Origin of the sequence: Mesorhizobium sp. M0001 (genome assembly GCF_040324255.1) — a bacterium.
Taxonomy (GTDB): Bacteria; Pseudomonadota; Alphaproteobacteria; order Rhizobiales; family Rhizobiaceae; genus Mesorhizobium.
Map to the genome: position 1 here is coordinate 114,227 of NZ_JAMYVS010000004.1, position 17,476 is coordinate 131,702.

Sequence of the window (17,476 nt, forward strand, 5' to 3'; positions counted from 1 at the left end):
GCTTTGAAGATTGGCGGAAGGCGGCGTGATATCCAATCTCCCCCCTTGAGGGGGAGATGGCCGGCAGCCCAGAGGGGGGCGGCCGCGCTCCATAGCCTTCTGATTTCGCTCTTTTTCCTGTTCTCTGCCGCCCACGCCGACGCGCTCGAACTAAAACCCTACAAGGATGACCTCTTCGCCTATCCGGCGACGCTCTCGTCCACGGACAAAGGCGCCTACACCGTCATCGACTATCGCGAGATGCGCGACATCAACGACCGCGACGAAGTGCCGGAAAAGCGCGTGCATGCGCAGTATACCGACACCGGCGTGCGCAAGGTGCAGCAGGATTTGATGCTGAAAACCGATGCCGGGGATGTCAGGCATGTCGCTGTCGGCAAGACCGATGGCGCCGGCATCATCGTGCTTTACCTGCACGGGCAGGGCGGCAGCCGCAAGCAGGGTGTCGACGACTTCACCTTCGGCGGCAATTTCAACCGCATCAAGAACCTGATGGCCGGCAATGGCGGCCTTTATCTCTCACCCGATTTCACCGATTTCGGCGACAAGGGCGCGGCGCAGATCGCAGCCATGATCGGCCACTATGCCGAGGCCTCGCCGGACGCGAAGATTTTCGTCGCCTGCGGCTCGATGGGTGGTGCGCTGTGCTGGAAACTTGCCGGCCGCGACGATACCGGACGGCGCATCAGCGGGCTGCTGCTGCTCGGCTCGCTATGGGATGACAGCTTCCTTTCGAGCCCGGCTTACAGGCGTCACGTGCCGGTGTTTTTCGGCCAGGGCAGCAAGGACCCGGTCTTTCCCGTGGAGAAACAGGAAGCCTTCTTCCGCTCCATCATTGCGAACTCGAAAGCCTATCCGACCCGGTTCGTCCGTTTTGAAACGGGCACCCACGGCACGCCGATCCGCATGGTGGACTGGCGCCAAACGTTGAACTGGATGCTGTCAAAAGCGCCCTGAGGCATATGGCCCAGAGGTGCCCGTTGGTTTTGGCGATCATGGTTCGGCCGATATCCTTACTGGGGTAGGCTGATATGATCCAACAGATCGGAAGCACAGCGATGGACGCTCACCCCTTCAAGATCCAAATTCCGAACGAACAACTTGAAGATCTCCAGCGCCGGCTTAGCGCAACACGATGGCCAATTCCGCTAAGCGAAGCGGGCTGGAGTGATGGGGCCGACCTGCCGTTCATCAAGCGCCTTGCGGATTACTGGCGAGACCGCTTCGACTGGAGAGTGCAAGAGGCGCGGCTGAACCGGCTGCCGCAATATCTGACGAGGCTGAACAACCTAGATGTCCACTTTGTCCACCAGCCAGGCAACGGACCGGCGCCGCTGCCGCTGATCATAACGCATGGCTGGCCCGGCTCGTTCATCGAAATGGAACACGTCATTCCATTGCTGGCAGACCCAGCTGCCCATGGTGGTGACCCGGCCGACGCTTTCCACGTGGTAGTTCCCTCCTTGCCCGGATACGGCTTTTCCCAGGCGCCGACGGAACCAGGCTTCCATTCCGGCCGCATCGCGGAGTTATGGGTACAGTTGATGCGGGGGCTCGGCTAAGACCGCTTCGCTTCCCAAGGAGGCGACATCGGGGCGGGCGTTTCCGCCTGGATGGCACGGCTCCATTCCGAAAGCGTGCTTGGCGTCCACGTCAATTACATTCCCGGGAGCTATCGGCCACCCTTGGGTGCAGGTCTGCCACCCGTCACCGTTGAGGAGCAGGCCTTTCTGGACAACGCCGCGGCCTGGACGGCAACGGAGGGCGCCTATGCCCATCTGCAGGGCACGAAGCCTCAGACGCTTGCTTATGCTCTGACAGACTCGCCGATCGGTCTCGCAGCCTGGATGATCGAGAAGTTCCGTAGCTGGAGCGATTGCGACGGTGACGTGGAGCGCACCTTCGGCATGGACACGCTCCTTACGGATGTTTCGCTCTATTGGTTCAGCAACGCGCTCACCTCGTCCTTGCGGCTCTACAAGGAGAATCGACTGTTCCCTCTTGCGTTCGAGACGCTGGAACGCGTTTCGCCGCCATTTGGGGTAGCGCTTTTCCCTCGCGAGTTGCCGATGCCGCCTCGATCCTGGGTGGCGCGGGTCTTTGACGTTCAGCGATGGACATCGATGCCGCGAGGCGGCCATTTCGCTGCGCTGGAGGAACCGAGTCTTCTGGTCGAAGACATTCGCGCCTTCTTCCGGCCGATGCGTTCCCGGCCTGAAACGAGAAGGCGAATGTGAAGGACTGCTTGAGCGCGGCGGTTCCTGCTAAGACCCCTACGGCGCGGTGTTGTAGTCGACCACCGTCTGCGGGTTCTCCTCGCCATCGTAAGACGCGTCCACATCATATTGGACGAGGGAGAAATCGCCGTTACGGAACAGGTATATCCCCTTGTCCGAGGCGTCGCCGATGCCGCGCCATTTGTTGAACGTGGTCAGCGTCTTGGCTTCTTCGTCATATTCGGAATTGGCCGCCCAGCCGGTTGTGCGGAAGCCGATGATATCCATGCCCAGCAGTTTGCCGTCGCTGTCATTGTTCTCGTAACGGATATCCATTTCGGGCTCGGTGAACTGCAACTGCCGCACGCCCGATACTTCGTCGGTCATGTAGTAGACCGAACTTGCGTTATAGGCTGCCGCTTGGCAGTAGAACTCGAAAAGCCGCGTTTCCTTGTCGGGATCGCTGGCAGCCGCGTCCTTTGCCTTGTATTTGATCGAAAAGATGTTCGGCTCCTCGCCGAGAAATTGCTTGTCACACTGATCGCCATAATCAGCGGCGAACAGTTTCTTCACGTGCTCGAGTGCGGTGTCCTTCTTCGGCGGCGGCGGCCCGTCACCACAGCTTGGCGGCAGCGCCCCCTCGAAATCGGCCTTGGATGGCTTCAGCGCGCCCTTGTCGATAAAGATCGGTCGGAACGGCGGGGCCTGGATCTGAGCGCTGACCTGGCGCAGCGTGTAGCAGCCGGCGAAAACTGCTTCCTTGCCGTCCTTGTCGGTGGCGCGGATGGCGACCGGAACGCTGTAATAGATGCTGCCGGCCGCACCTTCATCGGAAATGGCGCCGGTTTCGACGTCGACCTTGTCGGTGCCGTCATAGCCCTTGACGAAGGTATCAAAATCCTTTGCCGGCTTGGTATCGCCGTAGTAAGCCCAGGCGCGGGCGAATTCGTGCCGGTTGATGGCGCTGTAGAGCGAGCGGATGACGGCTGCGGCGTCCGACCTGTCATCGACGTAAGGGGCTTGGTCATCGGCTGCCGGTTCATCGTCGGCGAACACAGCCTGGCCGGATGCGGCAAGGGAGCAAAAGGCGGCCGCTGCCAGAAAGACGCGTCTCATCGGAGAATCTCCACCACGAAAGGAGTCTATCATAGAGATTGCGGCGACGTGGTGACGCTTGAAAAATCCTCCGGGAAGGCGCTACGTCCCGCCGTCGGCGCTTCAGCCGCAATGGAGATTTGAACGTGACACTATCGATGTATGAAGCCTCGGTGCCGGTGTTTTCGGCCAGGCTGAAGGCGCTGTCCGGCGTGCTGTCGGCGGCCGAACAGAATGCAACCGAGCGCAAGATCGACCCGCAGGTGTTTTTGACCGCGAGGTTGGCGCCCGACATGTACGCGCTGGTCAGGCAGGTGCAGGTCGCCACCGACCACGCCAAGGGCGCGCCATCACGGCTGGCCCGTCGCGAGGTGCCGAAATACGAAGACAATGAAGCGACCTTCGCCGAGTTGCAGGCGCGCCTGACCAAGACGCTCGATCTGCTGGCGTCATTCTCAGCCGCCGAATTCGAGGGTTCGGATGAAAGGGTGGTCGAACTGAAGTTTGGCCAGCGCGAAGCCTCGATGCCAGGCATGCAGTATCTGCTGCATGTCGCCATGCCCAACTTCTATTTCCACGTGACCACGGCTTACGACATCCTGCGCCACAATGGCGTGCCGCTGACCAAGGGTGCCTATCTCGGGAATCGTTGACGAATTCGGCATTCCGAGGTTTCCCGGTCGCTGCCGGGAAACCTCGTCTCGCGCTGGTTCAGCGCACGGACATTTCGCGGGCTATGCGCGGGAAGTCGGCCGGCTTGATGCCGATGTCGGCGCGGTCGGCATTGCTCATCGAATGCAGCAACGCCAGTGCGGAACGATAACGCAGATGCTCCTGCGGACGCGGACGGGCAAACATTTCAGTGAAGAACCCCATGATTCGGCCCCTTGTTGATCCTCCACGGCGCCGAGTATAGGAAAATTGTGAAGATTGTGCAGTGCAGCATTTGCATGGCAGCCATTCCAAGCGAATTTTTTTCGGCACAATTGCCGCGTGCGCTGAAACTTGTGGCGCATCCCCACCGTATGCATAGACGCTGGCACATGGCCGGCTTTTCCTCGCCACTCCTGGCGAATTTCCGGACTGCATGCAAATGCAGTCCGGCTTTTTGTTGAGCTGCACCATCAACCGGTCGCGCAAGCCCGGCGAACGCCTAAACTGGTTAAGATCAGTGGCATTCATTTTTAACGAGCCGGTTCTATGGTGCGACCGGCTCTGTTCGCATGCGCAAAACGAGGGGGAGGCTGACATCGGCGCCAAGCGGGATTTCGCTTCCTTGCTCGACGATCTGTTCGTCGCCTCCGACAAGGACGAGGCTGGCGGGGAGACAGGCGCGCGGCCGTCGATCCCGTTCGACTATCTCTCCGTGGCCGACGAGCTTCATTCCGGCCGCATCAAGGTCTCCGGCGAAACCTTCACGGCCGAGTATCGCGAAGCGGGGTCCGATCTTGCCGCCGAATTCGCAGCCCTTCTCGACCAGGCCAAGCTGGCACTGGCCGGCGAGGAAGCAAAGCCCGAGGAGAAGCTGCCACCGATCGATCCTGACGCAATCGCGGTCGAACTCGGCCTCGATCATCCCGTCAAGAACGCCGATCTCGGCCGCATGCGCCGCAGCTTCGCTTTCGCCAACCATCCCGACCGTGTCGCGCCGCATCTGCGCCAGCGCGCCATGATCCGCATGCAGGTGGCCAACATGTTGATCGACGAAGCCAAGCGGCGGGCTTTGGCTGGGGCACGCCGTTAGAGCACTCTCACAATTCACGCAAAGGTTGGAGCCGAGTAGTGTATCAGCCTGGTCGATGAAAGAGCGTTGCGAGAAGATGGACGCGCGTTGCGCCAAAGCCGGAAAAGCGCGGACCTTGCAAAAAAAGCGACTGGGATGAGCACTGTACTCAAAACGATCTATCGAGATGATCGGCTTGCACGGGCCAATATCGTCAGATTTGAAGTAGGTGAAGCTTCTTATTACACGTTCCGTGAGGACGCTTGGTACGAAGGCGAACACGGTCTCGACGAGAGATATGCTTACTGGGCACCCTCCGAAAACAGCTTCGGAGGAGGATTTTACGAGACCGCTGAGGCGGCTGAGAGTGAATGCCGTGCGACTATCCCGTGGCTCAGGAATTCAAACTGAGGCACCACCCGGAGCCGGCAGGGGGTTGGAGAAGCCGCAGCCTTTGCTTTATGCTGGAATCTCCTCCCCGCGCCGTCCGCGCAAACCTCCCGCCGGAGAAACCCCATGCACAAACGCCGTCTCGGTCGGACCGATCTTCTTGTTACCCAGATCTGCCTGGGGTCGATGACCTGGGGCGAGCAGAACACCGAGGCCGAAGGCCATGCGCAGATGGATCTGGCCTTTGAGCGCGGGGTCAATTTCATCGACACGGCCGAGCTCTACCCGATACCGCCCAAGGAGGAGACGCAGGGGCGGACGGAGAAGTTCATCGGCAGCTGGATGAAGGCCAAGGGCAATCGCGACAAGGTCATCCTGGCCTCGAAAGTGGTCGGCCGCACCGCCAACCGCTGGTTTCGTGGCGACCGGCCGTCAAAACTGGTGCGCGCCGACATCTTTGACGCCATCGACAAATCGCTGGCCAAGCTCGGCACCGACTATCTCGACCTCTACCAGATCCACTGGCCGGAGCGCGACATCCCCTGGGGCGCCAACCCGACCCGCGTGGGTGCTGTGCCGCGCCGTGCCGATGCCGTTGGCGCGCCGCCCGGCGAGACGCCGATCGCCGAGACACTCGCCGTCTTCGAGGAGCTCGTGAAGGCGGGAAAGATCCGCCATCTCGGCCTGTCGAACGAAAGCTCCTGGGGCGTCATGCGCTTCATCGCCGAGGCCGACAAGGGCGTCGGCCCGCGCGTCGTTTCGCTGCAGAACGCCTACAATCTGGTCAACCGCACGTTCGAGGTGAACCTCGCCGAGGCCTGCGAACGCGAGGATGTCGGCTTTCTCGCGTATTCGCCGCTGGCGCAGGGCTATCTCACCGGCAAATACGACCATGGCGCACGGCCGCAGGGTTCGCGCTCGCAGCTGTTCAACCGCGGCCAGCGCTACGAGACGCCAAATGCGGCGGAGGCGCAGCTCGCATACAATAAACTGGCGCGTTCCTTCGGCCTTGAACCGGCGCTGTTTGCCAACGCCTATGTCGCCAGCCGGCCTTTCGTCACTTCCAGCATCATCGGCGCGACGACGATTGCCCAGCTTGAGATGGCGCTGTCGTCAGCCGACGTGACCTGGACCGACGAGATGCAGAAGGGCGTGGATGCGATCCACCAGCGCGTCGGCAATCCGTGCCCATAAGCAGACCATTTGGCCGGAATTGCCGAGCAAAGACAAGGGGAAGGGACAGCCATGGATTTTCCGATCGAGACCGTCAGGGGAAAATTTCCGGCGCTGGACCTGACCGACAAGGGCCGCCGGCGCATCTATCTCGACAATCCGGCCGGCACGCAGGTGCCGCAAGCGGTTGCCGACGCGGTGGCGCGCTGTCTCCTCACCACCAACGCCAATCTCGGCGGCTATTTCGAAACCACGCTTGCCGCGCAAAAGGTGTTCGACGACGCCCATGCGGCGATGGCCGATTTCCTGGGTGCAGCGAGCGCGGAGGAAATAATCATCGGCGCCAACATGACGACGCTGACCTATCACATGTCGCGCACGCTCGGCCGCGGCTTCAAGCCGGGCGACGAGATCATCGTCACCCGCATGGATCATGAGGGCAACGTCTCGCCCTGGCTGCAGCTGGCCGAAGATCTTGGCCTCGTCGTGCGCTTCCTGCCCTTCGACGAAAAGAGCTGGCAGGTCGAGGAGGCGGCGCTCAGCGCTCTGCTCACCGACAAGACTCGGCTCGTGGCGCTGAACTATGCCTCGAACCTCACCGGCTCGATCAACCGGGTCAAGGCGCTGACGCGAATTGCCAAACAGGCCGGGGCGCTGGTCTATGTCGATGCCGTCCAGTTCGCGCCGCACGGGCTGGTCGACGTGCAGGATCTCGGCTGCGACTTCCTGATCTGCTCGGCCTACAAATTTTTCGGCCCGCATATGGGCATATTGTGGGGACGCCGCGACATCATCGATGCGCTGCAACCCTACAAATGCCGTTGCTCTTCCAATGGCCTGCCGGAGCGCTTCGAACTCGGCACGCCGCAGATCGAACTGATGGCCGGACTTACCGCAGCGGTCGATTACTTCGCCGAACTCGGTGCTGCGGCCGGCGAGGGCGGTTCGCGAAGGCAAAAGATCGCAAAGGCATACGAAGTGTCGATCGCCTACGAAAACCCGCTGGCGCTGAGGCTGATCGATGGGCTGTCCGCCATTGAGGGCCTGACCATCCGCGGCATCACAGATCAGAAGCGTGTCATTGAGCGCGTGCCGACCGTGTCCTTCACCGTCGACGGCATCGTGCCAGAGACGATCGTGCGGCAGATGAATGCCGAGAACATTTTTCTATGGTCGGGTCACAACTACGCCTGGGAGATCGTCCACCATCTCGGCATTCCGGCCGAGCAGGGAGTCGTGCGCATCGGTATTGCGCACTACAACACGGCGGCAGAGATCGACGAGACGTTGGAAAGCGTGCACCGGGTGATCGCCATGCTGAGGCAGCAGCGCTAGTCAGCTATCGCTGTTTGCCGCCGAAACCGGTGAGGAACGCCGTGAGATTGTCGCCGAGCGCGTCGCAGAGATAGCCGCCTTCCTGGACGATAACCGTCGGCAGGCCAAGCTTGGCAATTGCCTCGCCGATCCGCGAGAAACCGGGCGTGGTCACCGAAAGCCCGCCGAACGGATCGCCCTCGAACGGATCGAGACCGAGCGCCACGACCAGCGCGTCCGGCGAAAAGGCGCGGATACGCTGGAACGCCACTTCGAGGGCCTCCAGAAACGCCGCGTCGGCTGATTTGCGCGGCAATGGCAGGTTGAAATTATAGCCGAGGCCCGGACCTTCGCCGCGCTCATCGGCATGGCCCCAGAAGAACGGATAGAAGCGCACCGGATCGGCGTGCAGCGACACCGTCAGGACGTCGGAACGCGTATAAAAGATGCCTTGCGTGCCGTTGCCGTGATGCAGGTCGACATCGAGGATCGCCACCCGCGCCGCCTGCTTGCGCAACACCTGGGCTGCGACCGCCGAATTGTTGATGAAGCAGAAGCCACCGGCGACATCGGCAAAGGCGTGGTGGCCGGGCGGCCGGCAGAGCGCATAAGCGGCAGGCGCGCCCGATATCACCGCTTCGGCTGCCTCGACTGCACTCCAGGCGCTCCACAGCGCGCTTTGCCAGGTTTCGGCGGAGATCGGGCAAGCGGTGTCGGCCATGTGGTAGCCGGCCTGGCCGACCGCCGAGGCCGGATAGGACCCTGTGCGGGCCAGTGGATGGATGTTGGGCATGACTTCCGCGGATGCGCCCTCGATGCGCTGCCAGCGCGCAAAAATGTGTTCGAGGAAGGCGAGATACTCCGGCGTATGCACGGCCGCCACCGGGCCTAGGCCATGTTCCCTGGGCCGCTCGATCATCAATCCGGCGGATTTCGCGCCGGCTAACAATCGCTCTACCCGCTCCGGCTGTTCGGGATTGGGCTGCGGCGCACCGCTGGACAGAAAGGCCTTCGGGTCGTGGCGTTTCTGCTCCTCGGCAAAGAAGGCTTTCATTCCGCGTCCCCATCCTGCGCTGCATCGGCAAAGGCGAAAAAGGCATCGCCAACAATCTTCTGCGTCTGCTCGTAGCTCGACCAGGCGATGCCCAGCCGCTCATAAAAAGCCTTGGCGCCGTCATTGTCGGTGTCGACGGACAGCCTGAGATAGGCGCCGCCATCCCGGCGGCAGTCGCGCGCGACCCGGCGCAGCAGTCTTTCGCCAATCTTGCGGCCGCGAAACCGGTCCTCGACATAGAGGTCCTGGATATAGACGCCGGGCCGCCCCATCCATGTCGAGAAGATCGGGAAATGCAGGCAGAGCCCCGCAAAATCGCCGCCGATCTCGGCGATCAGGGTGGAGAAGGCGGGTTTGTCGCCAAAGCCGTAGCGGCGGAGATCGCCTGCGGTGGACGTGATCTCCTGATGCGCGCCGATATGGGTGCCAAGCTTGAGCAACGCGGCGTGGATGGTGTCGACGTCGTCGATGGTGCCGGAGCGGAGGGTGACTTTAGGCGAGGCAGTCACTGGAGGTATGATGCCAAGGCACCCCCCTCCGGCCTGCCGGCCATCTCCCCCTCAAGGGGGGAGATCAGCAGTTTCTGCGCTGCCGTCCATCCTGCAACTTTGGAAGTTTGCGAAGGCCGTGGCGACATCCAATCTCCCCCCTTGAGGGGGAGATGTCCGGCAGGACAGAGGGGGGTGCGACTGGGCGCCGCCATCTCAATCATCTCAAAACGCCACCCGGTCCCCACCCTTCAGCGCCAGCATCTCCCGCGCCTCCGCCGGTGTGGCCACCTCCAGCGACAGGCCATCGAGAATGCCACGTATCCTGCGCACCTGATCGGCATTGGATTTCGCCAGCTGGCGGCCATCATAGAGACTGTCCTCCAGCCCGACGCGGACATTGCCGCCCATCGCCGCCGCGATCGAGATCAATGGCATCTGGTTGCGGCCTGCTGCCAGGACCGAGAACTGGTAGCTGTCGCCGAACAGCTTGTCGGCGATGCGCTTCATATGGATGAGATTGTCGGGATCGGCGCCGATGCCGCCGAGAATGCCGATCACGAACTGGATGAACAGCGGCCCCGACACCAGCCCGCGGTCGCGAAAATGCGCCAGCGAATAGAGATGGCCGACATCGTAGCATTCGAACTCAAAGCGCGTGCCGCAGCCCTTGCCGAGCTTTTCGAGCACGCCTTCCATATCGGCAAAGGTGTTCTTGAAGATGGTGTCGCGCGTGGCTTCGAGCAGCTTTGGTTCCCACTCGTGCTGCCACTCCCTTGGCTTGTCGAGCATCGGGAACAGCGCGAAATTCATCGAGCCCATGTTGAGCGAGCACATTTCCGGCTCGGCCCGCAGTGGTGCCGCCAGCCGCTGGTCGAGCGTCATCAGCGACGAACCGCCGGTGGTGATGTTGATCACCGCATCGGTCGCTTGCTTGATGCGCGGCAGGAACTGCATGAACACCTCAGGATCGGCGGTCGGCCGGCCGTCTTTGGGATCGCGGGCGTGGAGATGCAGGATTGAGGCGCCAGCCTCGGCCGCCGCGATGGCGTCGGTCGCGATCTGGTCCGGCGTCACCGGCAGATAGGGCGACATGGACGGGGTGTGCACCGAGCCAGTGACCGCGCAGGTGATGATGACTTTCCTCGGCGCCATTCTTTAGCCCTCAGCCTTCGACCGGCAGGTCGAGTTCGGCGGCCAGAACTTCCAGCGAATCGCCGATGATGGAAATGATCTCGCCGACCTCTTCAGCCGTGACGATCATCGGCGGCGCCACCATGAAATTGTCGCCGTCGACACCGCCCTTGACCCTGCGGCCGTAGATGATCAGCCCGCGCTCGTAGGCGAGGTCGAGCAGGCGCTGCGTGGCTTTCTTGCCCTGTTCGATCGGCCGTAGAGTTTCGGGATCGGCAACCATCTCGGCGCCGGTGAGCAGGCCTTTGCCTCGGACATCGGCGATGAACGGAAAACGCTTCGCCAGCCCTTTCAGCCCGTCCATCAGCACGTCGCCCATCGCGGCGGCATTGGCGATCAGGTCGAGGCGGTCCATCTCGCCGAGCACGGCGAGCCCGGCCGCGCAGGCGAGCGGATTGCCAGCATAGGTGTGGCCATGCTGGAAGCCGCCCGACGCCAGCAGCGGCTCGACCAGCCGCATCGGGGCGGCCAGCGCGCCGAGCGGCGCATAGCCGGAGCCAAGCCCCTTCGACAGCGCGACGATGTCGGGCTTGCAGTTCCAATGGTCGCCGCCAAGGAATTTTCCGGTGCGGCCGGCGCCGCTCATCACTTCATCATGGATGAGCAGGATGCCGTAGCGGTCGCAGATCTCGCCTATACGCGGATAATAGCTGTCCGGTGCGACGAGGGCCGAAGTCGCCGCACCGCCGATCGGCTCCATGATGAAGGCGAGCACGCTGTCCGGACCCTCGGCCTGGATCTTCTCCTCCAGCATGTCGGCATAGCGGACGCCGCGCTGCTCCATCGAAAGATTGTCGCGGTCGCGCCATGCCGTCGGCGCCGGCACGGTCGGCATCACCCGCATCATCGGTGTGAACGTTTCGGCCAGCGCATCGTCGCCGGTTATCGAAAGCGAACCCAGCGTGCCGCCATGATAGGAGGGAAAACGCGTGATAACCTTCCAGCGCTTCGGCTGGCCGGTCGCGACCGCCCATTGCCGCGCCAGCTTGATGCAGGATTCCGTCGCCTCCGAACCGCCGGAGACGAAGAAGATTCGGTCCATGCCCTCCGGCAGTTTGCCGGCGAGTTCCCGCGCCAGTTCTTCCGCCGGTTCGTTCTCGAAATGCAGCCGGTAGGCGAAGGTGGCGCGGTCCATCTGCCGCTTCATGGCGTCGAGCACGTTGCGGTTGGAATGGCCGATATTGGCGACCATCGGCCCGCTCGATCCGTCGATGAAGCGGCGGCCGTCCTGCGTCCACATATAGATGCCTTCGGCGCGGTCGATCAGCGGCCGGCGCAGGCTGGAGAGGTAGAACAGGTGCGATGGCGCGCGCGTTTCTGAACCAGTTGATGAGGGCTTCTGCATGTCAGGACTTTCCGAGGTAGCGATCGATTACATTCCTGGTCACGCGCTCGACCATCGGATCCTGCCTGAGCAGGCCGGCCACCCATTCGCAGCTTCCGGCGTGGAAAACCTCGCCCTTGCCGCGCGGGAAATTGACGATCATGCCGTTGCCGCGTTTGACCTTTTCCAGATTGGCGTCGGTCGCCTCGCCAAACAGCGTTTCGGCCGTAAAGCGGCCATCCTCGTCGGTGAGAAACTGGTCCTCGATCGGGATGTCGGCGCTTTCCTCGACCTGGCTCGCCATGCCGACGGCCAGCACCTGCAGCCCGTCAGGCGCACCGCTGTCCGGTGTCGGATAGGGCAGGCCGCCGCGGATCTCGAAATCGAGCCCGTCGACCTCATAGCCATAGACATGGCTGTCGGCGCCAAGCAGGTCGCCATAATAGATGCCGGTGCCGGCAAAGGCCCAATGCTCGGGCCGATAGACCGGAAAGCCGCGCACGCCGCGCGGTGCGCACCCGCCCCAACCGGCATAGACGCCGCGCGTGGCGTTGAGGCCGAAGGTCATTGCACCGGGACGACCGATCTCAGGCGCTTCCCAGGAATTGGTGGCGCGGGTGACGTCGCCGCTATAGGCCGGGTCTTCGGCCCGCGCCCGGTATTTGTAGCAGACCTGCCGGCGGCCTTCGTCCTCGAGCCTTGTCTGCCACATGAAATTGCCGGCAAAGCGAGCCGCATGACCGCCGCGCTCGACGTAGCTGTCGACGGCGTCCCGCATTTCCCAGGTCCAGTACTCGTCATGGCCGACGAAGACCACGCAGTCATAGCCATCGAGGATTTCGGGCGAGAAGTGCAAATCGTGCTGGCTGGCGAGATCGACGCCGTAGCCGGCGCGCTCGGCAAAGCGGAAGAAGTGGCAGTCATAGCCCGCCCAGCCGGAGGAGGTGTATTTCTTCGAATGTCCGGTGGCGTACGCCCATTCCATGTGCGGATAGCGCGGCACGGTTTTCGGCGGCACCGCGACCTCCAAGGGCACGCGCGGCGCGTCCTTGGGCAGCACGACAAAGCCGCGGCACCACGGCCGCTGCGTCGACACCATGCGCGCATATTGGTCGCGGCCAGGTCCGGTGATACCCTGATAGGCGTTGGAGCCGCCCCAGGTGTTGTAGGACAGCCAGGTGCCCGTCGCCGCCACCTGCAGCACGCGACCGGGCTTTTTGCCGGGCAGGGGCGCGACGATGATGAGGTGATGGCAATGGATGGGCTCGCGCCCGTCCGCCGTCAGCGTCAGCCGATAGGCGCCGGATGGCCAATCGTTGCCGATGCGAAATTCGAAAGACGCCTCCCAGCCGCAGCCTTCGACCGAGCACTGGTCGGGCGTATCCTGCCAGCGCGCCGAAAGCCCCGTTTGCTCGAAGACTTTTGTCTCGCTGCCGCCGTCGCGGACAATGACAATGCTGAAGCGCGGCACTGTCGAACTGACATGCAGCGTCACGGTATCGCCGGCGCGGTAGGAAAATCGATCAGAATAGCACCAGATCTCGCCGCGCTCGCCGTCCATTCCCGGCCATTCATAGTAATGGCCGCGCACTGCCTCGCGGCGCTGCTCGGGCGTCAGTCCGAAATCGGGAAATTCGGTTGGCAGATGGGTCATGAACACCGAAAAAGTGACAGGCCGCCATTTCGGCCATCTGCCGGCCAAGCGTCAAATGGAAACGATCGGGCCAGCAATTGCATACGACACAATTGCTTGGCCGCTCTTGGCCGCACCCGGCAAACCGACTATCTCAGGCGAGGCGGTATGTTCCGCCTCGGGAGCCGGCATGCTGAGAGTGCAGAAGGTCAAGGTCGACGACATCTACGTGCCGACGGCGCGCAAGAAGACGCTGCATCCCGAAACGGTCCGGCATCTGGCCGAAGACATACTGGAAAACGGCATGAAGACGCCGATCCAGGTTCGCCATGACGGCAAGCGCCACATCCTGGTCGAGGGCCTGCACCGGCTGGAAGCCGCCAAATGGCTCGGCGAGACCGAGATCGACGCCTATCTGGTGCAAGCCAAGCGCCACTGAGGCGCGCGACCGATCGACAACAGCCAAACCGATCATTCTTCCGCGGATTTTTTCGCAGGGCATGTCGGCACGCGGCGTGCTCGCTCGTCCTTGGGGGGAACCTGAGGAGACCGACATGTCCAGACGAATCTATTTCGCCATTCTTGCCTCGGTCGCTGCCTTGTTTGCAGCGCCCGGCCCAGCCAATGCAGAGGAGACCAAGCCCGCCATGACCACCGAAGCAACAGCCATGCCGAAGCCGGAAAAGTCCGGCCTGCTGCCGATCGACGGCCTGAATTACTACTATGCCGTCTACGGCAAGGGCGAACCGCTGCTTCTGCTGCATGGCGGCCTTGGCACGTCCGACATGTTCGCGCCGTTGCTGCCTAGACTGGCGGAAAACCGCACCATCATTGCCGTCGACCTGCAGGGCCATGGCCGCACCGCGCTCGGCGAGCGACCCTTCAGCCTGGAGGGGATGGGCGACGACATGGCTGGTATCGTCAAGGCGCTCGGCTATGACAAGGTCGACGTGCTTGGCTATTCGCTGGGCGGCGGCGTCGCCTTCCGCATGGCCGTTCAGCATCCCGAGACGGTGAGACGTCTGGTCCTGGTCTCGACCGGCTTCGCCGCCAATGGCTTCTATGACGAGATGCGCGGCCAGCAGGCGCAGGTGAGCGCGGCCGCCGCCGATTTCATGAAGGACACGCCGATGTACAAATCCTACGTCGCCGTCGCCCCACGTCCCGACGATTTCCCCAAACTGCTCGATGCGCTGGGCAATTTCATGCGCAAGGATTACGACTATTCCGCCGATGTGGCGAAGCTGAAGATGCCAGTCATGCTGGCCTATGGCGACAGCGACATGTACAAGCCCGAGCACGAGATCAAGTTCTACCAGATGCTCGGCGGCGGGCTGAAGGATGCCGGCTGGATGCGTGAGAACCTGTCGCAGAACCGGCTGGCCATCATTCCCAATCGCACCCACTACGACGTCTTCTTCGCACCGGAGCTGACGGCCGCGGCACTGCCCTTCCTCAATGGCGAAACCAAGGTGAAGACCTGGGACGAAGTCCTCAGCGAAACGAAATAGCTTGCCTGAAAATACATGCCGGCCGTCTCGAAGAGGCGGTCGGCTTTTTTGTGCCTGCGAAGCTACGGAGCCTTGGCGCAGCCATTGATCCTATCGGCGCAATCGATGGCGCCATCAGGGCTTTTCAATTGACCGAAAGGTACCTATCGATATCATCAAGAGACCTTCAGTGTGATGGGTTCGAATGATGACGAAATACCAGGGCGGATGCCATTGCGGGGCAGTGCGCTACGGCACCGAGGCGGCGCCGCTCAACCAGCGCGTCTGCCACTGCCGGCGCTGCCAGAAGGTGATCGGCGCGGCCTTCAACGCCCGCCTTTTGTTTCGCATCGACGATGTCACCATCGAGGGAGAGGTGGCGACGGTCAACACCTCTCCGGACCTAAAGCGCGGCTTTTGCGCCGCTTGCGGCACCACGCTGTTTTCCCGACGCGACTCCGCCGGCATCGTCGGCATCACCACCGGCTCGCTCGACGATCCCTCACTTTTCAAGCCGGAGATGCATATGTGGACCGCCTCGAAGCAGCCTTGGCTGCAGCTCGAAGACGGCCTGCCGCACCATGAAGGCGCGCCGCCTCCGAACTGACGCCGGCCTTACCGGAAATTAATCCCGAAACCACGACATAGCCGGCAAAGCGTCATTGGCGGGCCATGATTGCCTGCCTATCTGTCGTCTGCGGGCCGGTATCGAGGAGACGACCGATGAGCGACAGAATCAGCACCCTGGACGAGCTTTTGAGCGATCCGATGGTCCTCCTCGTGATGGAGCGTGACCGCGTGCGCCCCGAACAGGTTCGCCTGCTGCTCGAACGTGCCCGCCGCCCGGCCGCCGACGCCGTGCCACCGGCGCATGTGGTGGCGAAAAGCTGCATGCAGCAATGGCTGGGAAGGTAAGGGCTTCCCCTTCTCCCCTTGTGGGAGAAGGTGGCCGAGCGAAGCTCGGTCGGATGAGGGGTGTTCCAGGGAACGCCAACGCCTCACTCCGCTGGAACACCCCTCATCCGTCTCGGCGCTACGCGCCGATCCACCTTCTCCCACAGGGGGAGAAGACAAGAGGGCCAATTCCTAATAACTTGATTCAAACTTTGTTGGTAATTTCTCGTTAGTAATCGAGGCCGGTTTGTCCGGCGGCGTCTGTTTGCCTTCGGTCTGTTGTGTTTTGCGTACAGGTCCAGATGCGGATTTCAGGCGTCGTCAGTTTCATGTTGGCATCGCTGTGGCTTGCCGGCTGTTCGTCCACAGCGGGCGTCGATGGCTTGCAGCCGTCGAACGAGACGACCAGTTCGGTCGTGCGTCCGAGCGCGCCGGTCACAGCGGCTCCGGCGGAGACCGCCGACCTCGCGCCGATGCGGTCCGACATGGTGGCCGACAACGCTGTGGCCGACAATGCGCCGCCCTTTTCCATGGTCGAGGAAGAAGAGGCCATCGTCGCGGGCACGCCGCAGGGGAGCACCAGACCACAGCTCGAGCCCGCCGCTCTGATGTCTGCGCCGAAGCGGTTGACGCGCGCGGCGCCGGCCATGCTGGCCTCGCCGGTCACCCGCTACGGTTTCCGCGACGCCAAGCCGATCAATTTCGGCAAGGCTTCGCCACGCTACCTTGCCGTCCACGGCGTCGACGTCTCGCGCTGGCAGGGCAATGTCAACTGGCGCAAGCTGCGTGCCCAGGGCGCCAACTTCGCCTACATCAAGGCGACCGATGGCGGCGACCATCTCGACCCGATGTTCATGAAGAACTGGCGCAATGCCGACGCCGCCGGGCTGAAGCGCGGCGCCTATCATTTCTTCTACTGGTGCCGCACTGCGGGCGAGCAGGCCGACTGGTTCATCCGCAATGTGCCGAGGGTCGAAGGCGCGCTGCCACCGGTAATCGATGTCGAGTGGAACGGCGAATCTTCCTGCAAGCGGCGGCCGTCGCGGGCCACCGTGCTGGAAAAGATGAAGGTGTTCATGGACAAGCTGGAGCGCCATTACGGCCAGCGGCCCATCATCTACACCGCGCCGGATTTCTATCGCGACAATCTCAAGGGTGCGTTTCTCGATTATCCGTTCTGGCTGCGCGCCGTCGCGCGGCATCCCTCAAAAGTCTATCCCGGCCGCAAATGGCTGTTCTGGCAGTATTCCGGCTCCGGCCTGTCGCACGGCGTGACCGGCCGCATCGACCTCAACGTCTTCCATGGCGACGAGCGCGCCTGGCGGGCATGGGCAGGCGGGCAGACGACCGTCGCCGACGCCGACTGAACGTCAGGCAGGTGCCGGTGCGCCTGCGCTGCCTGCCGCTGCGCCTTGGGTTGAATTTTCAGCGTCTCGCTAACGATCCGCTCACTGTGTCCTTTAGCGGTATCGCAACAGCCTTCCGGTA

19 protein-coding genes are annotated in these 17,476 nt (G+C 62.5%); 12 read left to right on the plus strand and 7 right to left on the minus strand.

Going from position 1 to position 17,476, the window contains the following annotated elements; genetic code table 11:
• Positions 1-45: 45 nt before the first annotated feature.
• The 3 genes from NKK50_RS13365 (at position 46) to NKK50_RS13375 (ending at position 2,237) form a co-directional block, all read left to right on the plus strand.
• Complete coding sequence (locus tag NKK50_RS13365) at positions 46-957, plus strand: alpha/beta hydrolase family protein (RefSeq protein ID WP_352543542.1); 912 nt, start codon at positions 46-48, stop codon at positions 955-957.
• 74 nt (positions 958-1,031) lie between these two features.
• On the plus strand, positions 1,032-1,562 hold the full coding sequence (locus tag NKK50_RS13370; protein ID WP_245265829.1) for an epoxide hydrolase family protein: 531 nt from the start codon (positions 1,032-1,034) through the stop codon (positions 1,560-1,562).
• 123 nt (positions 1,563-1,685) lie between these two features.
• Positions 1,686-2,237: a hypothetical protein gene (locus tag NKK50_RS13375; RefSeq protein ID WP_245274158.1), complete on the plus strand. Its 552-nt coding sequence runs from the start codon at positions 1,686-1,688 to the stop codon at positions 2,235-2,237.
• A gap of 36 nt (positions 2,238-2,273) precedes the next feature.
• Here NKK50_RS13375 and NKK50_RS13380 read toward each other — a convergent pair whose 3' ends face one another.
• On the minus strand, positions 2,274-3,332 hold the full coding sequence (locus NKK50_RS13380; protein ID WP_023690172.1) for a DUF1176 domain-containing protein: 1,059 nt from the start codon (positions 3,330-3,332) through the stop codon (positions 2,274-2,276).
• Positions 3,333-3,457: 125 nt separating this feature from the next.
• Here NKK50_RS13380 and NKK50_RS13385 point away from each other — a divergent pair, with 125 nt between their 5' ends.
• Entirely contained in the window at positions 3,458-3,964 is a 507-nt protein-coding gene (locus tag NKK50_RS13385; RefSeq protein ID WP_023690171.1) for a DUF1993 domain-containing protein, read from the plus strand.
• Positions 3,965-4,022: 58 nt separating this feature from the next.
• Here the strand turns inward: NKK50_RS13385 and NKK50_RS13390 are convergent, their stop codons facing one another.
• A complete protein-coding gene (locus NKK50_RS13390) occupies positions 4,023-4,187 on the minus strand; it encodes a hypothetical protein (RefSeq protein ID WP_023706483.1) in 165 nt (54 codons plus the stop codon).
• Positions 4,188-4,587: 400 nt separating this feature from the next.
• On the opposite strand from NKK50_RS13390, the gene NKK50_RS13395 reads away from it, so the two are divergent.
• The 3 genes from NKK50_RS13395 (at position 4,588) to NKK50_RS13405 (ending at position 7,932) form a co-directional block, all read left to right on the plus strand.
• A complete protein-coding gene (locus tag NKK50_RS13395) occupies positions 4,588-5,055 on the plus strand; it encodes a hypothetical protein (RefSeq protein ID WP_023745985.1) in 468 nt (155 codons plus the stop codon).
• A gap of 495 nt (positions 5,056-5,550) precedes the next feature.
• On the plus strand, positions 5,551-6,618 hold the full coding sequence (locus tag NKK50_RS13400) for an aldo/keto reductase (protein ID WP_023834159.1): 1,068 nt from the start codon (positions 5,551-5,553) through the stop codon (positions 6,616-6,618).
• A gap of 51 nt (positions 6,619-6,669) precedes the next feature.
• On the plus strand, positions 6,670-7,932 hold the full coding sequence (locus NKK50_RS13405; protein ID WP_023834158.1) for a cysteine desulfurase-like protein: 1,263 nt from the start codon (positions 6,670-6,672) through the stop codon (positions 7,930-7,932).
• Positions 7,933-7,936: 4 nt separating this feature from the next.
• Here NKK50_RS13405 and NKK50_RS13410 read toward each other — a convergent pair whose 3' ends face one another.
• The 5 genes from NKK50_RS13410 to NKK50_RS13430 all read right to left on the minus strand — a co-directional run bounded on the left by NKK50_RS13410 (position 7,937) and on the right by NKK50_RS13430 (position 13,625).
• Positions 7,937-8,965: a histone deacetylase family protein gene (locus NKK50_RS13410; protein WP_023739369.1), complete on the minus strand. Its 1,029-nt coding sequence runs from the start codon at positions 8,963-8,965 to the stop codon at positions 7,937-7,939.
• Complete coding sequence (locus NKK50_RS13415; protein ID WP_023834157.1) at positions 8,962-9,474, minus strand: GNAT family N-acetyltransferase; 513 nt, start codon at positions 9,472-9,474, stop codon at positions 8,962-8,964. The genes NKK50_RS13410 and NKK50_RS13415 overlap by 4 nt, the downstream gene beginning before the upstream one ends.
• A 204-nt stretch (positions 9,475-9,678) precedes the next feature.
• Positions 9,679-10,608, minus strand: coding sequence for a 3,5-dioxohexanoate:acetyl-CoA acetone transferase (kce, locus tag NKK50_RS13420; protein ID WP_023739367.1), 930 nt, complete (start codon positions 10,606-10,608; stop codon positions 9,679-9,681).
• Between the two features lie 10 nt (positions 10,609-10,618).
• Positions 10,619-11,992 (minus strand): aminotransferase family protein, encoded by a 1,374-nt coding sequence (locus NKK50_RS13425; protein WP_023834156.1) that lies wholly within the window; start codon positions 11,990-11,992, stop codon positions 10,619-10,621.
• Position 11,993: 1 nt separating this feature from the next.
• A complete protein-coding gene (locus NKK50_RS13430; RefSeq protein WP_023834155.1) occupies positions 11,994-13,625 on the minus strand; it encodes a N,N-dimethylformamidase beta subunit family domain-containing protein in 1,632 nt (543 codons plus the stop codon).
• A gap of 169 nt (positions 13,626-13,794) precedes the next feature.
• Between NKK50_RS13430 and NKK50_RS13435 the strand changes: the two genes are divergently transcribed.
• From NKK50_RS13435 to NKK50_RS13455, 5 genes are all read left to right on the plus strand, one after another.
• On the plus strand, positions 13,795-14,043 hold the full coding sequence (locus NKK50_RS13435) for a ParB N-terminal domain-containing protein (RefSeq protein WP_008875526.1): 249 nt from the start codon (positions 13,795-13,797) through the stop codon (positions 14,041-14,043).
• A 115-nt stretch (positions 14,044-14,158) separates the two neighbouring features.
• Positions 14,159-15,115 carry an alpha/beta fold hydrolase gene (locus tag NKK50_RS13440; protein ID WP_023834154.1) on the plus strand — a complete coding sequence of 319 codons (957 nt, stop codon included), beginning with the start codon at positions 14,159-14,161 and terminating at the stop codon, positions 15,113-15,115.
• A gap of 187 nt (positions 15,116-15,302) precedes the next feature.
• Positions 15,303-15,701, plus strand: a complete 399-nt coding sequence (locus tag NKK50_RS13445; RefSeq protein ID WP_023697596.1) for a GFA family protein — start codon at positions 15,303-15,305, stop codon at positions 15,699-15,701.
• 116 nt (positions 15,702-15,817) lie between these two features.
• Positions 15,818-16,009 (plus strand): hypothetical protein, encoded by a 192-nt coding sequence (locus NKK50_RS13450; protein WP_023669058.1) that lies wholly within the window; start codon positions 15,818-15,820, stop codon positions 16,007-16,009.
• Between the two features lie 281 nt (positions 16,010-16,290).
• Positions 16,291-17,355, plus strand: coding sequence for a glycoside hydrolase family 25 protein (locus tag NKK50_RS13455; RefSeq protein WP_023690159.1), 1,065 nt, complete (start codon positions 16,291-16,293; stop codon positions 17,353-17,355).
• Positions 17,356-17,476 lie beyond the last annotated feature (121 nt).